Origin of the sequence: Pseudomonas gebzensis, from assembly GCF_034427815.1 — a bacterium.
GTDB lineage: Bacteria > Pseudomonadota > Gammaproteobacteria > Pseudomonadales > Pseudomonadaceae > Aquipseudomonas.
On sequence record NZ_JAXQNS010000004.1, the window covers coordinates 204,452 to 228,201 of the forward strand.

The window sequence follows — 23,750 nt, forward strand, 5'->3', positions numbered from 1 at the left end:
CGACCGGCTGGTTATACTTTCGCGATCGCAAAAAGAATCTGGATCAGACCATGACTGAAGTTGCCCTCGACACTGCAACCCCACCCGCACCGTCTGTCATCCGCCTGCTGCTCGACAAGCTCGGCGTAGCCTACCGGGAGGTTCAGGCACAGCAATCACTGTCTGCCGCGCGCAGGGTGCAGGCGATTCTGCTGGACGATGAAGTCGGCGCGTTGATGGTGCTGTTCCCGCAAAGCCAGCTGCTCGACCTCAAGCGTCTCGAAGAGCTGACCGGCCGCAAGCTGGTGGCAGTGTCCGGGGCTCGCCTGAAAACCATGCTCGACAAGCATGCGCTGAAGGCACTGCCGGGTATTCCTGCCCTCACCAGCTCGCCGTGCCTGTACGAACAGAGCCTGCTCAACGGCGAGTCGGTGTTTCTCGAATCTGGGGAAAGCGGTTTGTTGCTGGAGCTGCAACAGGACGCCTTCAAGCGTTTGCTGAACAAGGCCAGTGCCGGCAACTTCGGCGAGAACGTGCAGCAGATCCAGCCCAATTTCGACCGCCCCGCCGACGATTCCCGGGAAATCTTCAAGGCCGTGCAGGTGTTCACCGCCCGGCGTATCCAGCAGCGCCTGGAGCAGACCATTGAAATCCCGCCGCTGGCCGATACCGCGCAGCGCATCATCAAGCTGCGGGTCGACCCCAACGCCAGCGTCGATGACATCACCGGTGTGGTGGAAACCGACCCGGCCCTGGCCGCGCAGGTCGTGAGCTGGGCGGCATCGCCCTACTATGCGTCACCGGGCAAGGTACGCTCGGTCGAAGACGCCATCGTGCGTGTGCTGGGCTTCGATCTGGTGATCAACCTGGCGCTGGGCCTGGCTTTGGGCAAGACCCTCAGCCTGCCCAAGGACAACCCGCAACAGATGACGCCCTATTGGCAGCAGGCGATCTACACCGCCGCGGTCATCGAAGGCCTGAGCCGCGCCATGCCCCGTGCCAGCCGGCCGGAGGTCGGCCTGACCTACCTGGCAGGCCTGCTGCACAACTTCGGCTACCTGCTGCTGGCGCATGTGTTCCCGCCGCACTTTTCGCTGATCTGCCGGCACCTGGAGGTCAACCCGCACCTGTCGCACACCTATGTGGAGCAACACCTGCTGGGCATCAGCCGCGAGCAAATGGGTGCCTGGCTGATGAACCTGTGGGACATGCCTGAGGAACTCACCGCCGCCCTGCGCTTTCAGCACGACGCCACCTACGAGGGTGAGCACGCGGCCTACCCCAATCTGGTCTGCCTGGCCAATCGCCTGCTGCGCGAACGCGGCATCGGCGCCGGCCCCCGGGCGCCGATCCCGGACGCCCTGCTGGCACGGCTGGAACTGACGCGGGAAAAGGCCGAAGACGTGGTCAGTAAAGTGCTGGATGCCGAAGCGCTGCTGCGCGAGCTGGCCTCACAGTTCAACGCCCCGCACTGAGCATTTCAACGCGGGGCAAGGCGCGGCTCGCTCAGCTCTTCTTGCGCGGCTTGAGGTACTTCATCAGGCCCTGAAACCACATCACCAGCGCCGGGTTGCCCTTGATCTGGATGCGCTTGTCCTGAACACCCTGCATGAACGCCAACTGCTTGTTGCTGGCCTGCAGGGTCTGGAAGCCGTAGGCGGCATCCTGGAAGGCAATGGCGAAGGCCGGTTGAGCGTGCTGGCCGGAACGGCTGGTGACCCGCTGCTCATGCACGATGAAGTGTCGGGCGACCTTGCCGTCGAGGGTCTGCATCTGGAAAACCAGGTCCTTGCCTTCGAGCTGCTGTTGAAACGCCGGGTTGTTGCGGCTGGCACGCGCCATGAGCAGCCCCAAGGCCCACAGCAGAAAACGGAACTTCATCTGCGCATCTCGACTAAAAAATGACTGAGGCGCGCATTCTATCCACATATGCCAAAGTACGTCGCCATTTCCGTGGATCGTGCTGGATGAAAAACACAACGGGCGCCCTAAGGCGCCCGTTTCGTATCGATCAACCAGCCCGTGGCTTACTTCTTGCCCTTGGCGCTCGGCTTGGCGGGCTTCGCCGGCGTGGCGGATTTGGCTGGCGTGGTTGACTTGGCTGACTTGGCTGACTTGGCTGGCGTGGCTGGCGTGGCGGGTTTGCTCAGGGTGTCGATCATTACACGCAATGTCTTGCCGGGCTTGAACGCTACAGTATTGGTGGCCTTGATCTTCACCGGTTCACCGGTCTGCGGATTCTTGCCGGTGCGGGCGCCACGGTGGCGCTTCTCGAAGGTCCCGAAGCCCACCAGGGTAACGGAGTCTGTGTCCAGTGCGCCGGTGATCGAGTCGAGTATCGCGTTGAGTACCTGATTGGCCTTTTCTTTGGTCATATCGGTTTTTTCGGCGATGACAGCGACGAGTTCGGGTTTACGCATAAATGAAGCCTCTTTGACGGGATTTTTTTTGTTATGCCGTGCTGCTCCATCGAGCAGCGCTCAAGGCACCACAGGCTCTAACCTGCGGCAGACGCAACTGAGAATGGCACGCTACCCCTACCCACGCCAGTGCCTGAACCGGGATTGTCGCTGGGAGGTAATGCCATAGCTGCCATAGCAGACCGCTTTCGCGCCATGCCCCCGTGTGAGCTTTTACCAACCGCCGTCCCGACCCGGCCAGCGGGCGCCGCGCCCTGGCCTGGAAACACCTGTAAACATGCTAAGCTCGGCGCCTCCGTGGCCTGCATCAGCGTACCGACGTGTCTTATCAAAACCCGCAAGCAGCCGCTGCCGCGTGGCTGACGCTCCCTCATCTGCCCGCCGAGCTGGCTCCCACCCTGGTTGACTGGTTGTTCGATCAAGGGTCACTGACGCGCCGGCTTGGCGAGCTGTCTGACCAGCACTTTTGCGTGACCCCTCTGCAAGAAGGCTGGCAGCCTTTGCGTGCTGACGAATGTCAGGCGCTCGACCTGCCGGCAGGCGCCGAAGGCTGGGTGCGCGAGGTATACCTGCGTGGTCATGGCCAACCTTGGGTGTTTGCCCGCAGCGTAGCGGCACGTGCGGCGCTGGAGCGTGGCGGCCTTGACCTTGAGACCCTGGGCTCACGCTCGCTCGGCGAACTGCTGTTTTGCGACCACGCGTTCGTTCGCCATCCGATCGAGGTGTGCCGCTATCCACAAGCCTGGCTGCCAGCCGACGTTTCCCACGAGCAGCTCTGGGCTCGCCGTTCACGCTTCGAGCGCGAGGGGCTGAGCCTGCTGGTCGCTGAAATCTTCTTGCCTGCCCTGTGGCAGGCCGCCGCCGAGGACGCCCGCTGATGTACCTGCAGCTGCTCAAGTCGCTCAACCGTCTACATCCGCGGGCATGGGACTTCGTCCAGTTGAGCCGCATGGACCGCCCCATCGGCATCTACCTGCTGCTGTGGCCGACACTGTCAGCCGTGTGGATCGCCGGCAACGGCTCGCCCACCTTGGCCAACGTTCTGATCTTCGCCCTTGGCGTGGTACTGATGCGCGCCGCAGGTTGCTGCATCAACGACTTTGCCGACCGCAAGGTCGATGGCCACGTCAAACGCACCGCTGACCGCCCGCTGGCCGCCGGACGTATCACCTCGCGCGAAGCCCTGACGCTGTTCGCCACCCTGGTAGGCCTGAGCTTCGTGCTGGTGCTGTGCACCAACGCAACCACCGTCGGCCTGTCGTTCGGTGCCCTGGCGCTGGCGGCCTGCTATCCGTTCATGAAGCGCTACACCTATTACCCGCAGGTGGTGCTGGGCGCGGCGTACTCGTGGGGCATTCCCATGGCCTTCACCGCGGCCACCGGCGAGCTACCGGCCATCGCCTGGCTGCTGTACATCGCCAACGTGCTCTGGACGGTCGGCTACGACACCTACTACGCCATGGTCGATCGCGACGACGACCTGAAGATCGGCGTGAAATCCACCGCCATTCTGTTTGGCGAAGCCGACCGCGTGATCATCCTCAGCTTGCAGATGCTGTCGCTGGGTTGCCTGTTGCTGGCGGGCAACCGTTTCGAGCTGGGCGGCTGGTTCCACCTGGGCGTCCTGGGCGCCGCAGCGTGCTTCGTCTGGGAATTCTGGTCGACCCGCAGCCTGGATCGCGATGCCTGCTTCAAAGCCTTTCTGCATAACCATTGGGGTGGTTTGCTGGTGTTTGTGGGTGTGGTATTGGACTACGCGTTGCGGTAACACTCCTGACATACCTGCAGGCCCCGCTAAACGTAGCCTGCACGATCGTCTGTCACACAGCTGCAATAATTCCGTTATCTAATGCGCTGCACGACACGGTTACCCCAGGAGAGGTCCAGAGCATGGTTGGCAGAAGCATTCTGATCGTCGACGACGAAGCGCCCATTCGTGAAATGATCGCCGTGGCGTTGGAAATGGCCGGCTATGACTGTCTAGAGGCCGAAAACTCGCAGCAAGCGCACGCCATCATCGTCGACCGCAAGCCAGACCTGATCCTGCTCGACTGGATGCTGCCCGGCACCTCCGGCATCGAGCTGGCGCGGCGTCTGAAGCGCGATGAGCTGACCGGCGGCATCCCGATCATCATGCTCACCGCCAAAGGCGAAGAAGACAACAAGATCCAGGGTCTGGAGGTCGGCGCCGACGACTACATCACCAAGCCCTTCTCGCCCCGCGAGCTGGTCGCCCGGCTCAAGGCGGTGCTGCGCCGCACCGGCCCTGCCGACAGCGAAGCGCCCATCGAGATCGGCGGCCTGCTGCTCGACCCGATCAGCCACCGCGTGACCATCGACGGCAAGCCGGCCGAAATGGGCCCGACCGAATATCGCCTGTTGCAGTTCTTCATGACCCACCAGGAGCGCGCTTACACCCGCGGCCAGTTGCTCGATCAGGTCTGGGGCGGCAACGTCTACGTCGAAGAACGGACCGTCGATGTGCACATTCGCCGGTTGCGCAAAGCCTTGGGTGAGGTCTACGAGAACCTGGTGCAGACCGTTCGCGGCACCGGCTACCGCTTCTCGACCAAGCGCTGAATTCGACTGGTGCTGTACGCTTTGTGCACAAGGACCGTCCATTGAACCAGAACTGGCACGCGACCCTGATCCGCCACCTGCTCGTGCTGATCACCCTCTGCCTGCTCGGCGGTCTGGTGAGCGGCGAGTACGGCTGGAGCCTGGCCCTGGGCCTGGCGCTGTACCTGGGCTGGACGCTTAAGCAACTGTTGCGTCTGCATGCCTGGCTGGGCAACCACAAGCCCGATGAAGCGCCGCCCGATGGCTATGGCCTGTGGGGTGAGGTATTCGACAGCATCTATCACCTGCAGCGCCGCGACCAACGCGTGCGTGGGCGCCTGCAAGCGGTGATCGACCGCGTTCAGGAGTCCACTGCCGCGCTGCGTGATGCGGTGATCATGCTCGACAGCGACGGCAATCTGGAGTGGTGGAACCGCGCGGCAGAAACCCTGCTCGGCCTGAAAACACCGCAAGACGGCGGCCAGCCGGTGACCAACCTGGTGCGGCATCCGCGCTTCAAAGAGTACTTCGAGGCGGAAAACTACGCAGAACCGCTGGAAATTCCCTCGCCCATCAATGACCGCCTGCGCGTGCAGCTGGACATCACCCGCTACGGTAACAACGAGCACCTGATGCTGGTGCGCGATGTGACCCGGATCCATCAGCTCGAACAGATGCGCAAAGACTTTGTCGCCAATGTTTCCCACGAACTGCGCACGCCGCTGACCGTCATCGCCGGCTATCTGGAAACGCTGCTCGACAACGTCGATGAGGTGAATCCGCGTTGGGCGCGTGCCCTGCAGCAGATGAGCCAGCAAGGTTCGCGCATGCAGACCCTGCTCAACGACCTGCTGCTGCTGGCCAAGCTCGAAGCCACCGATTACCCGTCCGACAACCATCCCGTGGCCATCGATGCCATGCTCAAGGCCATTCAGACCGATGCCCAGGCGCTGTCCGGGCCGCGCGGGCAGCAGATCAATCTGGAGGCGCAACCGGGCGTCAGCCTCAAGGGCAGTGAAACCGAACTGCGCAGCGCCTTCTCCAACCTGGTGTTCAACGCGGTGAAATACACCCAGGACGCTGGCGTCATCCGCATTCGCTGGTGGTCGGATTCCCAGGGCGCGCATCTGACGGTGCAGGATTCGGGCCCTGGCATCGAGGCCAAGCACCTGCCGCGCCTCACCGAACGCTTCTACCGCGTCGACTCCAGCCGCGCCTCCAACACCGGCGGCACTGGCCTGGGGCTGGCAATCGTCAAGCACGTACTGCTGCGCCACCGCGCTCGCTTGGAAATCAGCAGTGTGGTGGGGCATGGCAGTACTTTTACCTGCCATTTTCCGTTGAGCCAGATCGCGGTCCGACAGGAACGGTCTTAGCCGCTGCAAACCGTGGGCGTTCGCCTGCCGCAAAGCGCCGCGCTGTCGCGCAGAGAGCGGGCCCGTGTGGGAGCCGACTGGCCTTCGGTCAAGTCTGGGCAAAGGGGTTATGTGGGCGAGTTTCGTCAGTTGAAGCCGTGTCGCCTGCACTGGACCGGCTTCGCCGTCCTTCGCGACTGAAGTCGCTCTCACAGGGACCGTATTTGCCTGCGATGACTCCTATGACGGTCATGCCAAGGCCCCTTATGGAGCGACTTCAGTCGCAATGGCCGGCGGAGCCTGTCCGGATGTTGCAATCGAGTGAGTTCGGTCAGCACTGATCAGGTGTGTCAGGGCCGCTTCGCAACCCATCGCGAGCCAGCGGATGCCTGCACAGGATGCGTGTTATCGGCACCATGCTTTGCTTTTATGGTCTCACCCGCTACATTGGATCGCCCATGCCAGCCTGTGCTGGCACTTTTTTTCCCTATCAATAACTGACGGACCCCGTAAAAAATCCATCATGGACCCTTCCCCTGCGTTTAGCCTCACCTCGCTGTTTGCCGATTTCGGCATGATTCTCTTCGCGCTGTTCCTGGTCTTGCTCAACGGCTTCTTCGTCGCCGCCGAGTTCGCCATGGTCAAGCTGCGCTCAACCCGGGTCGAATCGATCGCCGAGCTGCATGGCTGGCGCGGTGGCATCCTGCGTAAAGTGCACAGCCAGCTCGACGCCTACCTCTCGGCTTGCCAGCTGGGCATCACCCTGGCCTCGCTGGGCCTGGGCTGGGTCGGCGAGCCGGCATTCGCCCATCTGCTCGAGCCGCTGCTGGCCTACCTGGGTGTCGACAGCCCGGAGCTGATCAAAGGCGTGTCGTTCTTCATCGCCTTCTTCGTCATTTCCTACCTGCACATCGTGATCGGTGAGCTGGCGCCCAAGTCCTGGGCGATCCGCAAGCCCGAGCTGCTGTCGCTGTGGACGGCGGTGCCGCTGTACCTGTTCTACTGGGCCATGTACCCGGCGATCTACCTGCTCAACGCCAGCGCCAACGCCATCCTGCGTATCGCCGGCCAAGGCGAACCTGGCCCGCATCACGAGCACCATTACAGCCGCGACGAGCTCAAACTGATCCTGCACTCGAGCCGTGGCCATGACCCGAGCGATCAGGGCATGCGCGTGCTGGCCTCGGCCGTGGAAATGGGCGAGCTGGAAGTGGTCGACTGGGCCAACTCTCGCGAAGACATGATCAGCCTCGATTCCCGGGCGCCGCTCAAGGAAATCCTGGCGATGTTCCGTCGCCACAAGTTCAGCCGCTATCCGGTCTATGACGCCCAGCGCGAAGCGTTCATCGGCCTGCTGCACATCAAGGACCTGCTGCTGGAACTGGCCGAGCCCGACCATCGCCCCGACACCGTCGACCTCGACGACCTCACCCGTCCACTGGAACGCGTGTCGCGGCACATGCCGCTGTCGGAGTTGCTGGAGCAGTTCCGCAAAGGTGGCGCGCATTTCGTGCTGGTGGAAGAGGCCGACGGCAAGGTCATCGGCTACCTGACCATGGAAGATGTGCTGGAGGTGCTGGTCGGCGATATCCAGGACGAACACCGCAAGACCGAGCGCGGCATCCTCGCCTACCAGCCCGGTAAGCTGCTGGTGCGCGGCGACACACCGCTGTTCAAGGTCGAGCGGCTGCTGGGCGTCGACCTTGATCACATCGAAGCCGAGACCCTGGCGGGCCTGGTCTACGAGACCCTCAAGCGGGTGCCGGAAGAAGAAGAGCTGCTGGAGGTCGAGGGCCTGCGCATCATCATCAAGAAGATGAAAGGCCCGAAAATCGTACTGGCCAAAGTGCTCAAGCTCGACTGACCTGGAGTCAGCCCTGGTGCCTTTGGGTCGGCTTCGCCGCCCATCGGCGCTGAAGCGGCTCCCGCAGGATTGCGCCGTATCTGAATTTGCGCAGTCTGTGCAGGAACGGCTACCGCCGCGATGGGCGGCGCAGCCGTCCTAGCCGCTCAGTTCAAGGTACAGGTTCGATTCATTCCTATCCCCCCCAGCCATCACCCTCAGCGCGCAGCTCAGCCGCCAGGCGTGAAATGCTTCTGCGCAGTGCCGCGGGCGATCAGACGGGAGATGTAGTCGAGCTTCTGCGCGTCCTGATCGACGAACTTGAACGTCAGTTGCAGCCAGTCGCTGTCGGGGCGCGCTTCCAGCGCCGCGATGGCGTGCAGATAGCCATTCAGACGCGCCACTTCGGCGTTCTCGCCCTGCTCAAGATCCAGCACCGCGCTTTCCAGCACCTGTGGCAGGGTCTCGCCACGGCGGACCACCAGCAACGCTTCTTTCAGGCTCAACGCCTTGATCACACAACCCTGCGCACCGCTGGCCAGACGCAGTTGCCCTTGGCCGCGGCCGGCCGGGGCCGGCGTCGCGGAGGCGGCAACGGGTGCGCGGGCCGCCTGGGGTGCCAGGGCCGCTGCCGCCGCAGGCGCTGCCTTGACCGTTTCCGGGCGGCCACCGGTCAAGGCACTGAGCGAATCATTGGCAAACGCTGATGCGGCCCGAGCAGGGACGCCACTGAGCAGCAATTCGAGCTTTCCGGTCTTGCTCAGGGCCTTCTTGACCTTGCTCAGCAGCTGTTCGTTGGTGAACGGCTTGCCGACGAAGTCGGACACACCGGCCTGGATGGCCTGAATGACGTTTTCCTTGTCGCCTCGGCTGGTGACCATGATGAACGGCAGCCCTTTGAGCGACGGCTGCTGGCGGCACCAGGCGAGCAGCTCCAGACCGCTCATCTCGGGCATTTCCCAGTCGCACAGCACCAGGTCGTAGGGTTCCTTGGCCAACAGCGTCATGGCTTTGCGGCCGTTGACAGCGTCCTCCACGGCGATACCGGGAAAGGCGCTGCGCAGCGCCTTTCTGACCAGATCGCGGATGAACGAAGCGTCGTCCACCACCAGCACTTTGACTTTACTCATCGAGACTCCTCATCTACCCCGCTAGCATACCGCCGAATGATGGCTTTTTGCCAAAACGCACGCTGCGGCGGGTTGCTTGTCCATCGCCTGCACAGACCTCCGCTGTCTGCGCCGAAAACGACGACGCCCGGCACAGGCCGGGCGTCGTGTTTCACGCGCAATACTATTTATCGTCAGGTGAGGGCGGAACATTAGCCAGCAGTGCGTCATCCTTCGCCGTGCCCTGCACTTCAGCGGTCATGCGTTTGAGGCCAAGGTGGCGCACATCAGTGCCACGCACCAGGTAGATGACCAGCTCAGAGATGTTGCGCGCATGGTCGCCGATCCGCTCCAGCGAACGCAGCGCCCAGATCACGCTGAGCACCCGCGAAATCGAGCGCGGGTCTTCCATCATGTAGGTCACCAGCTCGCGCAGCGCGGTTTTGTATTCGCGGTCGATGGTCTTGTCGTACTGCGCCACCGACAAGGCCAGGTCGGCGTCGAAACGGGCAAAGGCGTCGAGGGCGTCACGCACCATGTTGCGCACCTGATCGCCGATATGACGCACTTCCACGTAACCGCGTGGCGACTCACCCTCTTCACACAGCTGAATGGCGCGGCGGGCGATCTTGGTCGATTCGTCGCCAATGCGCTCCAGGTCGATCACCGACTTGGAGATGCTGATGATCAACCGCAGGTCGGACGCTGCCGGCTGACGGCGCGCGAGGATGCGCACGCACTCCTCGTCGATGTTGCGCTCCATCTGGTTGATCTGCTCGTCAACGTCACGCACTTGCTGGGCCAGCCCGGAGTCGGCCTCGATCAGCGCGGTGACCGCATCGTTGACTTGTTTCTCCACCAGCCCGCCCATGGCCAGGAGGTGGCTGCGCACTTCCTCGAGCTCGGCATTGAACTGCTGGGAAATGTGATGGGTGAGGCTTTCTTTGTTGATCATCGTTTCGCTCCGCGCCAAAGCTGCAAGCTGGAAATCATGGGTAGTCGGTGCCAGGTCTGCCTAGGGGGCCGCGTTGCCTGGAGGGGGGCTGCGTCGCAGCCCGTCGCGGGTGAACCCACTCCTACAGGTGTGTAGGTAACCTGTGGAAGGGGATTGCCTCGCGAAGGTGTAGGCCAGTGACACCCACCGCCCTTCAGAGGCGGTTCGTCGATAAACCCGCGCCTGTAAATTGATAAAAAGACCTGCAGGAACGGGTTTACCCGCGAAGAGGCCGCATGCCATGCGCCGCGCTTCACGAATGCTCCAGACCCTACGAGCCAGTACGGTCTAGCCATAGCGACCGGTAATGTAGTCTTCGGTCTGCTTCTTCGACGGGTTGGTGAACAGCGTATCGGTATCGCCGAATTCCACCAGTTTGCCCATGTACATGAAGGCGGTGTAGTCCGACACCCGCGCGGCCTGCTGCATGTTGTGGGTCACGATGACGATGGTGTACTTGGATTTCAGCTCGTAGATCAGCTCTTCGACCTTGAGGGTCGAGATCGGGTCGAGTGCCGAGCACGGTTCGTCGAGCAGCAGCACTTCAGGCTCCACAGCGATGGTACGGGCGATCACCAGACGTTGCTGCTGACCACCGGACAAGCCCAGCGCCGAGTCATGCAGACGGTCCTTGACCTCGTCCCACAGCGCCGCCCCCTTGAGCGCCCATTCCACCGCTTCGTCGAGCACGCGCTTTTTATTGATGCCTTGGATGCGCAGGCCGTAGACCACGTTTTCATAGATGGTCTTGGGGAAAGGATTCGGCTTCTGGAACACCATGCCGACGCGACGGCGCAACTCGGCCACCTCCTCGCCCTTGCGGTAGATGTTGTTGCCGTAGAGGTTGACCGCACCTTCCACGCGGCAACCGTCGACCAGGTCGTTCATGCGGTTGAAGGTGCGCAGCAGGGTCGACTTGCCGCAGCCGGACGGGCCGATGAAGGCGGTCACGCGCTGCTTGGGGATGTTCATCTTCACATCGAACAGCGCCTGCTTGTCGCCGTAGAACAGCGACAGGCCTGGCACTTCGATGGCCACGGTTTCTTCGGCCAGACGCAGGCCCTGCTTGTCGCGACCCAGGGCAGACATGTCGATGCCGTGGTTGTGGGATTCGTGCTGCATGGTCTTACTCCATTTGTAGCGGCAGGCCTCGAGCTGCGAGCTGCGCGCTGCACGTTAGGGCAAAAGCGGCATCAGCGTGCCGCTTGTGGCTTGAGGCTGCAAATCAGCTGTCGAGGGCTTTGTACTTCTCGCGCAGGTGGTTACGAATCCACACTGCCGAGAGGTTGAGGCTGGCGATCACCAGCACCAGCAGCAGCGCGGTGGCGTACACCAGCGGCCGCGCGGCCTCGACGTTGGGGCTCTGGAAGCCGACGTCATAGATGTGGAAGCCCAGGTGCATGATCTTCTGGTCAAGGTGCAGGTACGGGTAGTTGCCATCGACCGGCAAGGACGGCGCCAGCTTGACCACACCCACCAGCATCAGCGGCGCCACTTCACCGGCGGCGCGGGCCACGGCGAGGATCATGCCGGTCATCATGGCCGGGCTGGCCATCGGAATCACGATCTTCCACAGCGTTTCGGCCTTGGTGGCGCCCAGCGCCAGCGAGCCTTCGCGCACCGTGCGTGGAATCCGCGCCAGCCCCTCTTCGGTGGCCACGATCACCACCGGTACGGCCAGCAGCGCCAGGGTCAGCGAGGCCCAGAGCAGCCCGGGCGTACCCAGCGTGGGTGCCGGCAGAGACTCGGGGAAGAACAGTCGGTCGATGGAGCCGCCCAGCACATAGACGAAGAAGCCCAGGCCGAACACGCCGTAGACGATCGCCGGGACGCCGGCCAGGTTGTTCACCGCGATGCGGATCAGCCGGGTCACCGGGCCCTGCTTGGCGTACTCGCGCAGGTACACCGCCGCCAGTACGCCGAACGGGGTCACGATCACGGCCATGATCAGGGTCATCATCACGGTGCCGAAGATCGCCGGGAAAATACCGCCTTCGGTGTTGGCTTCACGCGGGTCGTCGCTGAGGAATTCCCACACTTTGCTGAAGTAGGTCGCCAATTTGGTGGTGATGGACATGCCGTTGGGCTGGATGGCGTGCACCACCTTGCTCAGGTTGATCTCCACTTCCCGGCCATTGCCGTCACGCGCCACCAGGCTGTCGCGGGCGTAGTCCTGATGCAGGCTGCTCAGGCGTTCTTCGATGGCCTTGTAGCGGTTGTTCAGCTCAGCGCGCTCGGATTCCATGTCGGCCTGCGCCGCAGGGGTCAGCTTGCCGTCCAGCTCAAGCTTGCGACCGTGCAGACGCAAACGTTCCAGGCCATGGTTGATGGCGCCGATGTCTTTTTTCTCCAGGCTCTGCAACTGGTCGTTGAGCTGGCTGACGCGCTTCAGACGCGCCTGCAGCTCCCCCCAGGCCGCCGGGCCCTGGGCGACCACGCGGTCGCCTTGCTTGACGCTGACCAGGTAGCCATAGAAGTTGCCCCATTCGCGGCGCTCCAGGGCCATCAGGTCGGCGGGCTTGTGCTGATCGACCAGCCACTCGCCGACCACCCAGCTGAAATCGCTGCCGTTCAGGTCGCGGTTGCCGACCTTGATCAGTTCGCGGGTCATGAACTCCGGGCCTTCCTCGGGCACCGGCAGGCCGGCACCCTTCAGACGAGCCCGTGGTACTTCTTCCTTCTGTACCACTTCACCGATGATCACGTGGTTGGCCTGACCCGGCACCGTGTAGGTGGCCTGGATCAGGTCGGCCGGCCAGAAGTGCGCCAGGCCGCGCACGGCGATGACCGACAGCAGACCGAGGGTCATGATCACCGCGATGGCGACAGCACCACCGCTGATCCAGACGCCGGGGGCGCCGCTCTTGAACCAGCCTTTGAGGGAATCCTGTTTCACGGATCTCTACCTTTCTATCAAAGCGACGAGTATTTCTTGCGCAGACGCTGGCGAATCAGCTCGGCCAAGGTGTTCATGACGAAGGTGAAGAGCAACAGCACCAGCGCCGCGAGGAACAGCACGCGGTAGTGGCTGCCACCGACTTCCGATTCCGGCATTTCCACCGCCACGTTGGCGGCCAGGGTGCGCATGCCTTCGAACAGGTTCATCTCCATCACCGGCGTGTTGCCGGTGGCCATCAGCACGATCATGGTCTCGCCCACGGCGCGGCCCATGCCGATCATCAGTGCCGAGAAGATCCCCGGGCTGGCGGTCAGGATGACCACGCGGGTCAGGGTCTGCCAGGGGGTGGCGCCGAGTGCCAGCGAGCCCAGGGTCAGGCTGCGCGGCACGCTGAACACGGCGTCTTCGGCGATCGAGTAGATGTTCGGGATCACCGCAAAGCCCATGGCGATACCGACCACCAGGGCGTTGCGCTGGTCGTAGGTGATGCCCAGGTCGTTGCTGATCCACAGGCGCATGTCGCCGCCGAAGAACCAGTTCTCGAGGAACGGGCTCATGCCCAGGGCAAACCAGCCGATGCCGAGGATGACCGGGATCAGGATCGCCGCCTCCCAGCCATCCGGCACGCGCAGACGGATCGATTCGGGCAGGCGGCTCCAGGTGAAGCCGGCTAGCAGGATGCCCAGCGGCAGGATCATGAACAGGCTGAACACGCCCGGCAGATGGCCTTCGAGGTACGGCGCCAGGAACAACCCGGCGAAGAAACCAAGAATCACCGTCGGCATCGCTTCCATCAGCTCGATCACCGGCTTGACCTTGCGGCGCATGCCCGGGGCCATGAAGTAAGCGGTGTAGATAGCCGCCGCGATGGCCAGCGGTGCGGCCAGGATCATCGCGTAGAACGCCGCCTTCAGCGTACCGAAGGTCAGCGGCGAGAGGCTCAGCTTGGGCTCGAAGTCGGTGTTCGAGGCGGTCGACTGCCAGACGTATTTGGGCGCGTCGTAGTTCTCGTACCAGACCTTGCCCCACAGCGCGCTGAACGACACCTCAGGGTGCGGGTTGCGCAGGGTCAGCGGCAGCAGCTTGCCGCCTTCTTCGATGAGGATGCGGTTGGCCCGTGGCGACAGCGCCAGGACGCCTGCGCCATCAGCGGCCGGCTCGACCAGCAGAGTGCGGTGCGCGGTGCTGTGGAACACGCCGAGCATGCCATCGCGGTCCAGGGCGATGAAGCCCTTGCGGCGCTCTTCGGCATCGATCTGCACCACCGGCGCCTTGCCCAGCTGGAAGCTGCGGATCAGCTTCAGGCGTTGCTCGCCGTCGGGGTCGCGGGCCATGAACCACTGGCTCAGGCCACCCTTGGAATCGCCGAAGATCAGCGAGATACCGCCGACCAGCTGACCGCTGGCCGTGATCTCGGCATTGCCGTCTTCGAGCAGCTTGTACCGGCCATTCAGGCTCTTGTCGCGCAGGCTGAAGACATCCGCTGTGGCACGCCCGTTGACCACGTAGAGCCATTGCTGGCGCGGGTCGACGTAGAGGGCCTTGACCGGTTCGGACATCTGCGGCAGTGCGATGCGGTTCTGCTCGCTGGTGACCTCGCCGGTCATCATGTTTTCTTCGCGAGTGATCTGCAGCACTTGCAGGCTTGAACCGACAGAGCCGGCCAGCAGCAGGTTTTCGCCGTTGATGTTGGCGCTGACGTGCTCCAGCGCACGGCCTTGCTCGTCGAGCACGAACGGCTGTTCGCCATACGGGAAGTCCAGGCCCGGCTCGATGGTTTTCTTGCCATCGGGGTAGGTGATCTTGTAGCTGTGGTGGAACAGCAGCGCCTGGCCATTGGACAGGCCCAGGGTGATCAGCGGGCTGCCTGGCTGGTCGCTACCGATCGAGGTGACCTGTGTCCCGGCCGGGATGGGCAAGTCGACGCGCTTGAGCTCGGCACCGCTCTTGGTGTCGAAGAACAGCGCCTGGCCCTTGTCGGAAACGCGCAAGCCCACCAGGTTCTGCTCTTCGAGAGCAATCATCAACGGCTTGCCGGCATCTTGCAGCCAGGCGGGCGCCAGCGCTTGCTTGCGCGTCAGTTCGGCGCCCTGGAACAGCGGCAGCACCACGTAGGCGAGGTAGAAGAAGATCGTCGTGATCGCCGCCAGCACGGCCAGCCCGCCCACCAGGACATACCAGCGGGTCAGGCGGTCTTTGAAAGCGCGCACACGGCGTTTGCGTTGCATCTCCGGCGTATTGAAATCAATCCGCACGGGGGGAGAATTTTGGGTCATGGTGGAGTTGGCCAGATCATTCATGCGCACACCCTAGCGGTCTCGTATGACAGAAACATGACAGTGAAGTGACGCAAAAAAGTCCGCGGCACAGGAGGGCTGGCTACGGACTGAAGAAGAGGTGGAAGGGCACGCCAGGCGGCCCCTCCGGGGTACTCGATTACTTGGCGTGAGCCAGGCCCAGATCGTTCAGGGTCTTCTCGACGACCTTGGCCGGCAGCGGGATGTAACCATCCTTGACCACGACCTGCTGGCCCGCCTGCGACAGCACCAGCTTGATGAACTCGGCGTCCAGCGGGGCCAGTGGCTTGTTCGGCGCCTTGTTGACATAGACATAGAGGAAGCGCGACAGCGGATACTTGCCGTTCAGAGCGTTTTCTTCGTTGTCTTCGATGAACTCGCCGCCTTCTTTCTTGGCCAGCGGTACGGTTTTCACGCTGGCGGTCTTGTAGCCAATGCCCGAATAGCCGATCGAGTTCAGCGAGCTGCTGATCGACTGCACGACCGAGGCCGAGCCAGGCTGTTCGTTGACGTTAGGCTTGAAGTCGCCTTTGCACAGGGCTTCTTCCTTGAAGTAGCCATAGGTGCCCGATACCGAGTTACGGCCGAACAACTGGAGCGGCTTGCCGGCCAGGTCGCCGGTGACACCGACATCGCCCCAGGTCTTGGCATCCGCTTTGGCGCCGCACAGGCGGGTGGACGAGAAGATCGCGTCGACTTGCGCCATGGTCAGGCCCTTGATCGGGTTGTCCTTGTGCACGAACACGGCCAGGGCGTCGACGGCAACCGGGATGGCGGTTGGTTTGTAGCCGTACTTCTGCTCGAACGCCTGCAGCTCGACGTCCTTCATCTTGCGGCTCATCGGGCCCAGGTTGGCAGTGCCTTCGGTCAGCGCGGGTGGCGCGGTGGAGGAGCCGGCGGCCTGAATCTGAATGTTGACGTTCGGGTATTCCTTCTTGTAGGCCTCGGCCCACAGGGTCATCAGGTTCGCCAGGGTATCGGAACCCACGCTGGAGAGGTTGCCCGACACACCGGTGGTCTTGGTGTAGGTCGGGATCGAGGGATCGACAGCGGCGACCGCATTGGCGGTTGCAACGCCAGCGGCGGCAAATGTCAGGGCCGCCATCAAACGCTTCAGTTTCATGCCTTGCTCCTAGCAGAATTTCGAGGGGTTCAGGTCAGAACGGGGGCCAGTATCTGAGGGCCGTGTGACTAAGGTATGACCTCAATGTGACAAATAGATGAAAGGCCATCACCGCAGCGCGGGATGGCCTTTCCAGAGGTCCTGCAGGCGTCCGGGACGTGGCTTCAGCGCTTGTTTGCCAGCAGATAGCCACCGATCAACAAACCCAGCACACACAACCCCGCCACGTAATACGCCGGCGCCAGGGGGCTGAATTTGAGCAACGCGGTGACCGCCATCGGCGTCAGGCCGCCAAAGATCGCGTAGGCCACGTTGTAGGAGAACGACAGCCCAGTGAAGCGCACCACCGCCGGGAACGCCTTGACCATCACGAACGGCACCGCGCCGATCACACCGACACACAACCCGGTGACGGCATACAGCCCGAACAGCAGCTCGGGACGGGTCTCCAGGCTGTGGTAGAAGGTCCAGGAACTGGCCAGCAGCAGCAGGCTGCCGATCACCAGCACGCGACCGGCGCCAAAGCGGTCGCACAGCCAGCCGGTGCCGATGCAGCCGAGGCTGAGCAGGATGATCGCCAGGCTGTTGGCCTTGAGCGAATCAGTGGGGCTGACGTGATAGAGCGTTTGCAGCAATGCCGGGGTCATCAGGATCACCACCACGATGCCGGCCGACAGCAGCCAGGTCAGCAGCATCGACAGGATGATCGCGCCACGGTGATCGCGCAGCACCGCGCGTAACGGCAGCTCTTCGGCCAGCGCCTTGCGCTGCTGCATTTCGGCGAACACCGGGGTTTCATGCAGCCAGCGGCGCAGGTACACCGAGAACAGACCGAATACACCGCCAATCAGGAACGGGATGCGCCAGCCGTAATCGGCCACTTCTTCGGCGGTGTACACGGAGTTGATCAGGGTCGCCACCAGCGAGCCCAGCAGAATGCCGCCCGTCAGCCCTGCGGTCAGTGTGCCGCAGGCATAGCCCGTGTTGCGCGCCGGCACATGCTCCGAAACGAACACCCAGGCCCCCGGCACCTCGCCGCCGATCGCGGCGCCTTGGATGACCCGCATCAACAACAGCAGTACCGGCGCCATCAGGCCGATCTGTGCGTAGGTCGGCAGCATACCCATGATCAGTGTGGGCACGGCCATCATGAAGATGCTCAAGGTGAACATCTTCTTGCGACCCAGCAAATCGCCGAAGTGCGCCATGACGATGCCGCCCAGCGGCCTTGCCAGATATCCCGCGGCGAAGATGCCGAAGGTCTGCATCTGGCGTAGCCAATCGGGCATGTCGGGCGGGAAGAACAGCTTGCCGATCACCACCGCGAAAAACACGTAGATGATGAAGTCGTAGAACTCCAGAGCGCCGCCCAGGGCCGACAGCGACAGGGTCTTGTAATCGCGGCGGGTAAGCGGTCGCGCGGGCTGCTCGGTACTGCTGGACACGGTGGTCATCGGGTTTTGCACTCTTATTGGGCACGCAGGCCGCGTTGTCCGCGGCTTCTGGAATGGGCGGTCAAGGAAGATAACAAATTGACAAGCCGCGCTCATAGGCACCTGGCCTCGCAGAGGATATTCATGAAGCTGCGGTCGTAGCGCTTGGCAACGGCCTATATACTGCATAGTTCGTAGGAAAAGGTTGCATCCGATGTGGGATGTTGTGTGAAAACACCGGTCGGTATGCTCAGACGGCGTTGCGGAGTTGCTCCACAAGCCGCCTGCGTCAGCGAAAGGGGCGTACCATGTGCCGCTATCGTCGTTTATCTCGCACCTCCAGGGCTGTGGATGAGCAGACTGATCGGGCCCGCGTGCGAACCTGCCTACACCGCAGCATGATCGTCGCGCAGGCTCTGTTCGCATCCAGTCTGATGCGCCCTCTCACGAAGCGTCACGGGTCAGAGGCCCCTCGGCATGATTGAGCTCGAACAAGAAGATCCCATCCCACAAGGCGACCTGGCCTTGCAAATCACCGCGCTACCCCGCGAAACCAACGGCTTCGGCGATATTTTCGGCGGCTGGCTGGTGGCGCAGATGGACCTGGCCGGTACCGCCATGGCCAGCCGTATCGCCGGAGGCCGCGTGGCGACCGTGGCCATCGACCGCATGGCCTTTCTGGTGCCAGTGGCCGTGGGCGCGCAGCTGTCGTTCTACACCCAGACCCTGGAGATCGGCCGCAGCTCGATCCAGATGATGGTCGAAGTCTGGAGCGACGATCCGCAGTCCAGCGAATGGCGCAAGGTTACCGAAGCGGTGTTCGTCTTCGTTGCCATCGACAGCAGCGGCCGCACCCGCGCCGTGCCGCAGCGCTAGGCTGCGGTTCAAGGCCCGTCAGCTGGTAGATTGCCTGCCTCGGCCATCGCTTGGCGCCCTTACAGCGCCATACCGGCGCCGACGCCCGTGGCTCCAGGCTTCCCACCCACTCGCCCCCAGGACTTTTCATGACCACTGCCAATGTCGACACCCTCGTGCTGGGCGAACTCAAGTGCTGGCGCATCACCACCGCGCAGGCCGAGCTGGTGATTGCCCAGCAGGGCGCGCAGATCCTGCGCTATCAACGGGCCGGGCAAGCGCCGCTGTTATGGCTGAGCGAACAAGCGCTGTTCAAGCAGGGCAAGTCGGTACGCGGTGGTGTGCCGGTGTGCTGGCCGTGGTTCGGTCATTTGCAGCGCAACCCCGAGGCGGTGCAAGCGATGTACGACGCTGAGCCCGCGCCGGCTCATGGCTTGGTACGCGGCCGTGACTGGCAACTGCTGGGCATGCAAGAGCAAGGCGATACGGTGCGCGTCGAATTCGACATGCCGCAGGCCCAGGGCGCGTTGCCCGACTGGCCGCACAGTGTCGAACTCAGGCTGTGTGTAACCATGGGCGAGACGCTCGAAGTGACCCTCAGTAACCGCAACCTCGGTGCGCAGCCCGTTACCATCAGCCAGGCACTGCACACCTATTTCGCCGTCAGCGATGTACGCCAGGTACAGGTGCATGGCGTGGAAGAACTGACCTACATCGAGACCCTCGCCGACTGGCAGCAACGTACTCAGCAGAGCGCCCTCACCTTCGCCGGTGAAACCGACCGCATCTACCTCGACCCGCCGACGCTGCTGAGCATCGTCGATCCGCAGCACGACCGGCGCACCACCCTGCACACCCAAGGTTCGCGCTCGGCAGTGATCTGGAATCCCTGGACCGAGCGCGCTGCCGAGCTACCCGACATGGCCGACGAGGCCTGGCAGGGCATGCTCTGCATCGAAACCGCCAATGCCTGGCACGACGTGCTGACCCTCGCCCCCGGTGCCCATCACGCCCTGTCCGTGAAGATCAGCAGCGCGCCGCTCGAGCGCCGCTGAGGCCGCAGGCGCGGGCCTTGCTCACAGGTCCGCGTCTTCCACCACGCGCACCGTCTGCGCGTCCAGCGCATAGGCTGCATCGGCCAGGTCATTGCTGACCTTCTCCACTTTCAACGGCCCGCTGACCCACAGCGGCGTGTAGATGTCGCTGATCTTCAGGCCTTTGGGATAACGCACCAGGACCAGTTGGTTGGGCGGCGGCGGCGGCACATGAATACAGGCGCCTGGGTAGGGCACCAGGAAGAACAGGGTGCTGTTGCCCTTGGCGTCGCTTTCCAGCGGCACCGGGTAACCACCCAGGCGGATGCGCTTGCCATTCATGGCCGGCACGGTCTTGGTGGAATACATCACGGCCGGCAGACCTTTGCTCTGCTTCAAGCCACCCTTGTCGGTGAAGGTGCCCATGGCCTCGGGCGAGTCATGGTCGATTTCGGGCATGGCTTCGAGGGCTTTCTGATCCGAGGTGGGCATCAGTTCGAGCCAGTCGGTTTCGGGCAGTTCGGCGTGAGCCAGGGCGCTGGCCAGCAGCAGGGGAAGGAGAAACAACACGCGCATAGAGTGCTCGGCAACTCAAGAGGATGAATTGCCGGGCATTCTATCTGCAATCAGCGCTTACGAATGAGGCCGTAGATCACCAGGATGACAATGGCGCCCACCAGGGCCCCGAAGAAGCCTGCAGCCTGACCGGCCTGGTAGATGCCGAGTGCCTGGCCGCCGTAGGTGGCCAGCAGCGAGCCTGCGATACCCAGCAGGATGGTCATGATCCAGCCCATGCTGTCATCCCCTGGCTTCAGGAAACGCGCCAGCAGGCCGACGATGAAGCCGATGAAAATGGTACCGATGATGCCCATGGCAATCCCTCCTTAAATGAAATGAAACGCGCCAGCGGCGGTCGAGCACGCTGGCACCTGTTCTTTCAGAGGGCAAGAAGCCCGGCGAGGTTCAATTCGCCGCGATCAGAGCCTCTACTTCGGCGATCTTGGCTTGCAGGGTAGGCAGATCCTGGCAGCGCAGGGTCGCGTGGCCGACCTTGCGGCCGACTTTGAACGCCTTGCCGTAGTGGTGCAGGTGGCAGTCACTGATGGCCACCGTTTTGGCCACATCGGGCACGGCGCCGATGAAGTTGAGCATGGCGCTCTCACCGACCTTGGCGGTCGAGCCCAGCGGCAGGCCGGCCACGGCGCGCAGGTGGTTCTCGAACTGGCTGCACTCGGCGCCTTCGATGGTCCAGTGCCCGGAGTTGTGCACGCGCGGGGCGATCTCGTTGGCTTTCAGGCCGCCATCGACTTCGAAGAACTCGAAGGCCATGACGCCGACATAATCGAGCTTCTCCAGCACACGGCCGACGTAATCTTCGGCCAACGCTTGCAGCGGGTGCGCCTGGCTGGCCACCGACAGGCGCAGGATGCCGTTGTCATGGGTGTTGTGCACCAGCGGGTAGAAGCGCGTTTCGCCATCGCGACCGCGCACCGCCACCAGCGACACCTCGCCGGTAAACGGTACGAAGCCTTCCAGCAGGCATGGCACGCTGCCCAGCTCTGCGAAGGTGTCGACCACATCAGCAGCGCTGCGCAGCACTTTCTGGCCCTTGCCGTCGTAACCCAGGGTGCGGGTCTTGAGCACAGCCGGCAGGCCGATGCTGGCTACGGCGGCGTCGAGGTCGGCTTGGGAAAGGATGTCGGCGAACGCCGGGGTGGGGATGCCCAGGTCGCGGAACAGGCTTTTTTCGAACAAGCGGTCGCGGGCGATGCGCAGGGCGTCGGCACTGGGGTAGACCGGGACGAACTGCGAGAGGAAGGCGACGGTTTCAGCCGGTACGCTCTCGAACTCGAACGTGACCAGGTCAACTTCATCGGCCAACTGGCGCAGGTGGTCCTGATCGCCGTAGTCGGCACGCAGGTGTTCGCCCAGAGGCGCTGCGCAGGCGTCTGGCGCCGGGTCGAGGAAGGCGAAGTTCATGCCCAGCGGAGTGCCCGCCAGGGCCAGCATGCGGCCGAGCTGGCCACCACCGATTACACCGATTTTCATGGAATGAGCCTCAAGCCTGGCGCGGGTCTGGATTGTCCAGCACGGTGTCGGTCTGCTCCGTGCGGAACTGCTTGAGCGCCGTGTGGAACTGCGGGTGCTTGGCGCCCAGGATGCTGGCCGACAGCAGCGCGGCGTTGATCGCCCCGGCGCGGCCGATGGCCAGGGTAGCGACCGGGACGCCAGCGGGCATCTGCACGATCGACAGCAGCGAGTCGACGCCCGAGAGCATCGAGGACTGCACCGGCACGCCCAGCACCGGCAGGTGGGTCTTGGCCGCACACATGCCTGGCAGGTGCGCCGCGCCGCCAGCGCCGGCAATGATCACTTCGATCCCGCGGCCTTCGGCCTCTTCTGCGTACTGGAACAGCAGATCAGGGGTGCGGTGCGCCGACACCACTTTCACCTCGAAGGGGATGCCGAGCTTTTCCAGCATCTCGGCGGTGTGGCTAAGGGTGGACCAATCGGACTTGGAGCCCATGATCACGCCAACCAGTGCACTCATCGTCGAACCTCTCCTGCAAGCGCCTGCGGGCGCGCTAAAAGCAACAAGCCACGCAGGGGACCGGCGTGGCTTGTTGTGTGGATTCTGATCGACCAGCTCGGCCGAAGGCGCGGGATTATAGCCTAGTGCGCAAGGAACCGCACACCCCCGCAAGCACAGAGCGGATCAAAGGGCAAGCTGTCTAGCGGGACAACTTTTGCGCCGATTCATGGCGCCTCGCCCTGGCTGCCCACCGACTCCAGCTTGCGCCACAGCAACCGCACATTGGCCTTGCGCACCAAGGCGCAGCGGTACAAGCGGATTTCCAGCGGCACATGCCATTGCGCCGGGCCGCAAATCGCCAGTTCACCCCGTTGCAGCTCACCGCGCATCGACAGCCGCGGTACCCAGGCCACACCCATGCCTTCCAGCGCCATGCTCTTCAGGCTGTCGGCCATGGCCGTTTCGCACACGGTGGTGTAACGCAAGCTGCGCTGGCGCAGCAGCAGGCTCACCGAGCGCCCCAGGAACGCCCCGGCGCTGTACGCCAGCAGCGGCACGCTGGTCTCACCCTCAAGGTCGAACAGCGGTTTGCCGTCAGCGTCCACCGCGCACACCGGGAGCATTTCAGTGGTGCCCATGTGCAGCGAGGGAAAGATTTCCGCGTCCATCTGCAAGGCCGCGTCAGGGTCGTAGAACGCCAGCATCAGGTCGCAGCCACCCTCCCTCAGCGCATGCACCGCTTCGCCGACGTTGGTCGCGACCATGCGTGTGGCGATGTTCAGGCCGTCGTTGCGCAGTTGCGCCACCCAGTGCGGGAAGAAGCCCGAGGCCAGCGAGTGGGCGGCGGCAATCTGCACGACCTCGCCCTGCCCGCCCTCCAGATGATGCAAATGACGCAGAACTTCGCCTAACTGGTCGACAACCGTGCGCGCGGTAACCAGAAACAGCTGGCCTGCTTCGGTCAGTTCAATGGGGGTGCGCGAGCGGTTCACCAGCGTCAGGCCCAGCGCCGCTTCAAGGCTGCGGATACGCCGGCTGAACGCCGGCTGGGTCACGAAGCGTCGCTCGGCGGCCTGGGAAAAGCTGCGGGTGGCGGCCAGTGCGCTGAAGTCTTCCAGCCATTTGCTTTCAAGGTTCATGAAGCCCTTCTCCGGCGCGCACCAAAATGGAACACGCTCGCTGGTCAGTTGACGTCACATCAATCAGTATGCCGTTTGTGCATAGGTTAGCGTGCATCAGCATTGGCCGCAAAAATGCCTCAGGCCTAGGATTGGCGGCATTCCGGCACATGCCGGGTCAATATCGAGATGATATCCA

At 63.2% G+C, this 23,750-nt stretch carries 21 protein-coding genes and 1 pseudogene; 8 read left to right on the top strand and 14 right to left on the bottom strand.

Features of this window, described 5'->3' with window-relative positions; translation table 11 throughout:
- The first annotated feature begins 50 nt into the window (after positions 1-50).
- Positions 51-1,454: an aminoacyl-tRNA deacylase and HDOD domain-containing protein gene (locus tag SJI00_RS09880; protein WP_322461543.1), complete on the top strand. Its 1,404-nt coding sequence runs from the start codon at positions 51-53 to the stop codon at positions 1,452-1,454.
- A gap of 31 nt (positions 1,455-1,485) precedes the next feature.
- Here SJI00_RS09880 and SJI00_RS09885 read toward each other — a convergent pair whose 3' ends face one another.
- Both SJI00_RS09885 and SJI00_RS09890 read right to left on the bottom strand, forming a co-directional pair.
- On the bottom strand, positions 1,486-1,860 hold the full coding sequence (locus SJI00_RS09885; RefSeq protein WP_322461544.1) for an SCP2 sterol-binding domain-containing protein: 375 nt from the start codon (positions 1,858-1,860) through the stop codon (positions 1,486-1,488).
- Between the two features lie 272 nt (positions 1,861-2,132).
- A pseudogene (locus tag SJI00_RS09890) lies at positions 2,133-2,399 on the bottom strand (HU family DNA-binding protein); the annotation flags it as partial.
- 320 nt (positions 2,400-2,719) lie between these two features.
- Here SJI00_RS09890 and SJI00_RS09895 point away from each other — a divergent pair.
- The 5 genes from SJI00_RS09895 (at position 2,720) to SJI00_RS09915 (ending at position 8,177) form a co-directional block, all read left to right on the top strand.
- Positions 2,720-3,277 (top strand): chorismate--pyruvate lyase family protein, encoded by a 558-nt coding sequence (locus SJI00_RS09895; protein ID WP_322461545.1) that lies wholly within the window; start codon positions 2,720-2,722, stop codon positions 3,275-3,277.
- Positions 3,277-4,167 (top strand): 4-hydroxybenzoate octaprenyltransferase, encoded by an 891-nt coding sequence (gene ubiA / locus SJI00_RS09900; protein ID WP_322461546.1) that lies wholly within the window; start codon positions 3,277-3,279, stop codon positions 4,165-4,167. The genes SJI00_RS09895 and ubiA overlap by 1 nt, the downstream gene beginning before the upstream one ends.
- Positions 4,168-4,289: 122 nt before the next feature.
- Positions 4,290-4,979, top strand: a complete 690-nt coding sequence (gene phoB, locus SJI00_RS09905) for a phosphate regulon transcriptional regulator PhoB (RefSeq protein WP_322461547.1) — start codon at positions 4,290-4,292, stop codon at positions 4,977-4,979.
- A 41-nt stretch (positions 4,980-5,020) separates the two neighbouring features.
- A complete protein-coding gene (phoR, locus tag SJI00_RS09910; protein ID WP_322461548.1) occupies positions 5,021-6,334 on the top strand; it encodes a phosphate regulon sensor histidine kinase PhoR in 1,314 nt (437 codons plus the stop codon).
- A 502-nt stretch (positions 6,335-6,836) separates the two neighbouring features.
- The gene (locus tag SJI00_RS09915) at positions 6,837-8,177 is read left to right on the top strand and encodes a hemolysin family protein (protein WP_322461549.1); all 1,341 of its coding nucleotides are present in this window, start codon (positions 6,837-6,839) and stop codon (positions 8,175-8,177) included.
- A gap of 209 nt (positions 8,178-8,386) precedes the next feature.
- On the opposite strand, the gene SJI00_RS09920 is transcribed toward SJI00_RS09915, so the two are convergent.
- The 7 genes from SJI00_RS09920 to SJI00_RS09950 form a co-directional block, all read right to left on the bottom strand.
- Positions 8,387-9,286 carry a response regulator gene (locus SJI00_RS09920; protein ID WP_322461550.1) on the bottom strand — a complete coding sequence of 300 codons (900 nt, stop codon included), beginning with the start codon at positions 9,284-9,286 and terminating at the stop codon, positions 8,387-8,389.
- A 163-nt stretch (positions 9,287-9,449) separates the two neighbouring features.
- Entirely contained in the window at positions 9,450-10,220 is a 771-nt protein-coding gene (gene phoU / locus SJI00_RS09925; protein ID WP_322461551.1) for a phosphate signaling complex protein PhoU, read from the bottom strand.
- 327 nt (positions 10,221-10,547) lie between these two features.
- On the bottom strand, positions 10,548-11,381 hold the full coding sequence (pstB, locus tag SJI00_RS09930; RefSeq protein ID WP_322461552.1) for a phosphate ABC transporter ATP-binding protein PstB: 834 nt from the start codon (positions 11,379-11,381) through the stop codon (positions 10,548-10,550).
- Positions 11,382-11,484: 103 nt separating this feature from the next.
- On the bottom strand, positions 11,485-13,155 hold the full coding sequence (pstA, locus tag SJI00_RS09935; protein WP_322461553.1) for a phosphate ABC transporter permease PstA: 1,671 nt from the start codon (positions 13,153-13,155) through the stop codon (positions 11,485-11,487).
- 17 nt (positions 13,156-13,172) lie between these two features.
- Positions 13,173-15,206 (bottom strand): ABC transporter permease subunit, encoded by a 2,034-nt coding sequence (locus tag SJI00_RS09940; RefSeq protein ID WP_322461713.1) that lies wholly within the window; start codon positions 15,204-15,206, stop codon positions 13,173-13,175.
- A gap of 388 nt (positions 15,207-15,594) precedes the next feature.
- On the bottom strand, positions 15,595-16,578 hold the full coding sequence (locus SJI00_RS09945) for a phosphate ABC transporter substrate-binding protein PstS (protein WP_322461554.1): 984 nt from the start codon (positions 16,576-16,578) through the stop codon (positions 15,595-15,597).
- A gap of 164 nt (positions 16,579-16,742) precedes the next feature.
- The gene (locus SJI00_RS09950) at positions 16,743-18,032 is read right to left on the bottom strand and encodes an MFS transporter (RefSeq protein ID WP_322461555.1); all 1,290 of its coding nucleotides are present in this window, start codon (positions 18,030-18,032) and stop codon (positions 16,743-16,745) included.
- Positions 18,033-18,488: 456 nt separating this feature from the next.
- Between SJI00_RS09950 and SJI00_RS09955 the strand changes: the two genes are divergently transcribed.
- Positions 18,489-18,887 (top strand): acyl-CoA thioesterase, encoded by a 399-nt coding sequence (locus SJI00_RS09955; protein ID WP_322461556.1) that lies wholly within the window; start codon positions 18,489-18,491, stop codon positions 18,885-18,887.
- A gap of 128 nt (positions 18,888-19,015) precedes the next feature.
- Entirely contained in the window at positions 19,016-19,921 is a 906-nt protein-coding gene (locus SJI00_RS09960) for a D-hexose-6-phosphate mutarotase (protein ID WP_322461557.1), read from the top strand.
- 21 nt (positions 19,922-19,942) lie between these two features.
- On the opposite strand, the gene SJI00_RS09965 is transcribed toward SJI00_RS09960, so the two are convergent.
- The 5 genes from SJI00_RS09965 to SJI00_RS09985 all read right to left on the bottom strand — a co-directional run bounded on the left by SJI00_RS09965 (position 19,943) and on the right by SJI00_RS09985 (position 23,572).
- Positions 19,943-20,476: a DUF3299 domain-containing protein gene (locus SJI00_RS09965; protein WP_322461558.1), complete on the bottom strand. Its 534-nt coding sequence runs from the start codon at positions 20,474-20,476 to the stop codon at positions 19,943-19,945.
- Between the two features lie 50 nt (positions 20,477-20,526).
- On the bottom strand, positions 20,527-20,772 hold the full coding sequence (locus SJI00_RS09970) for a GlsB/YeaQ/YmgE family stress response membrane protein (RefSeq protein ID WP_322461559.1): 246 nt from the start codon (positions 20,770-20,772) through the stop codon (positions 20,527-20,529).
- Between the two features lie 91 nt (positions 20,773-20,863).
- Positions 20,864-21,949 (bottom strand): 5-(carboxyamino)imidazole ribonucleotide synthase, encoded by a 1,086-nt coding sequence (locus SJI00_RS09975; protein ID WP_322461560.1) that lies wholly within the window; start codon positions 21,947-21,949, stop codon positions 20,864-20,866.
- Positions 21,950-21,959: 10 nt separating this feature from the next.
- A complete protein-coding gene (purE, locus tag SJI00_RS09980) occupies positions 21,960-22,451 on the bottom strand; it encodes a 5-(carboxyamino)imidazole ribonucleotide mutase (RefSeq protein WP_322461561.1) in 492 nt (163 codons plus the stop codon).
- A 206-nt stretch (positions 22,452-22,657) separates the two neighbouring features.
- Positions 22,658-23,572, bottom strand: a complete 915-nt coding sequence (locus tag SJI00_RS09985) for a LysR substrate-binding domain-containing protein (RefSeq protein WP_322461562.1) — start codon at positions 23,570-23,572, stop codon at positions 22,658-22,660.
- Positions 23,573-23,750: the final 178 nt, after the last annotated feature.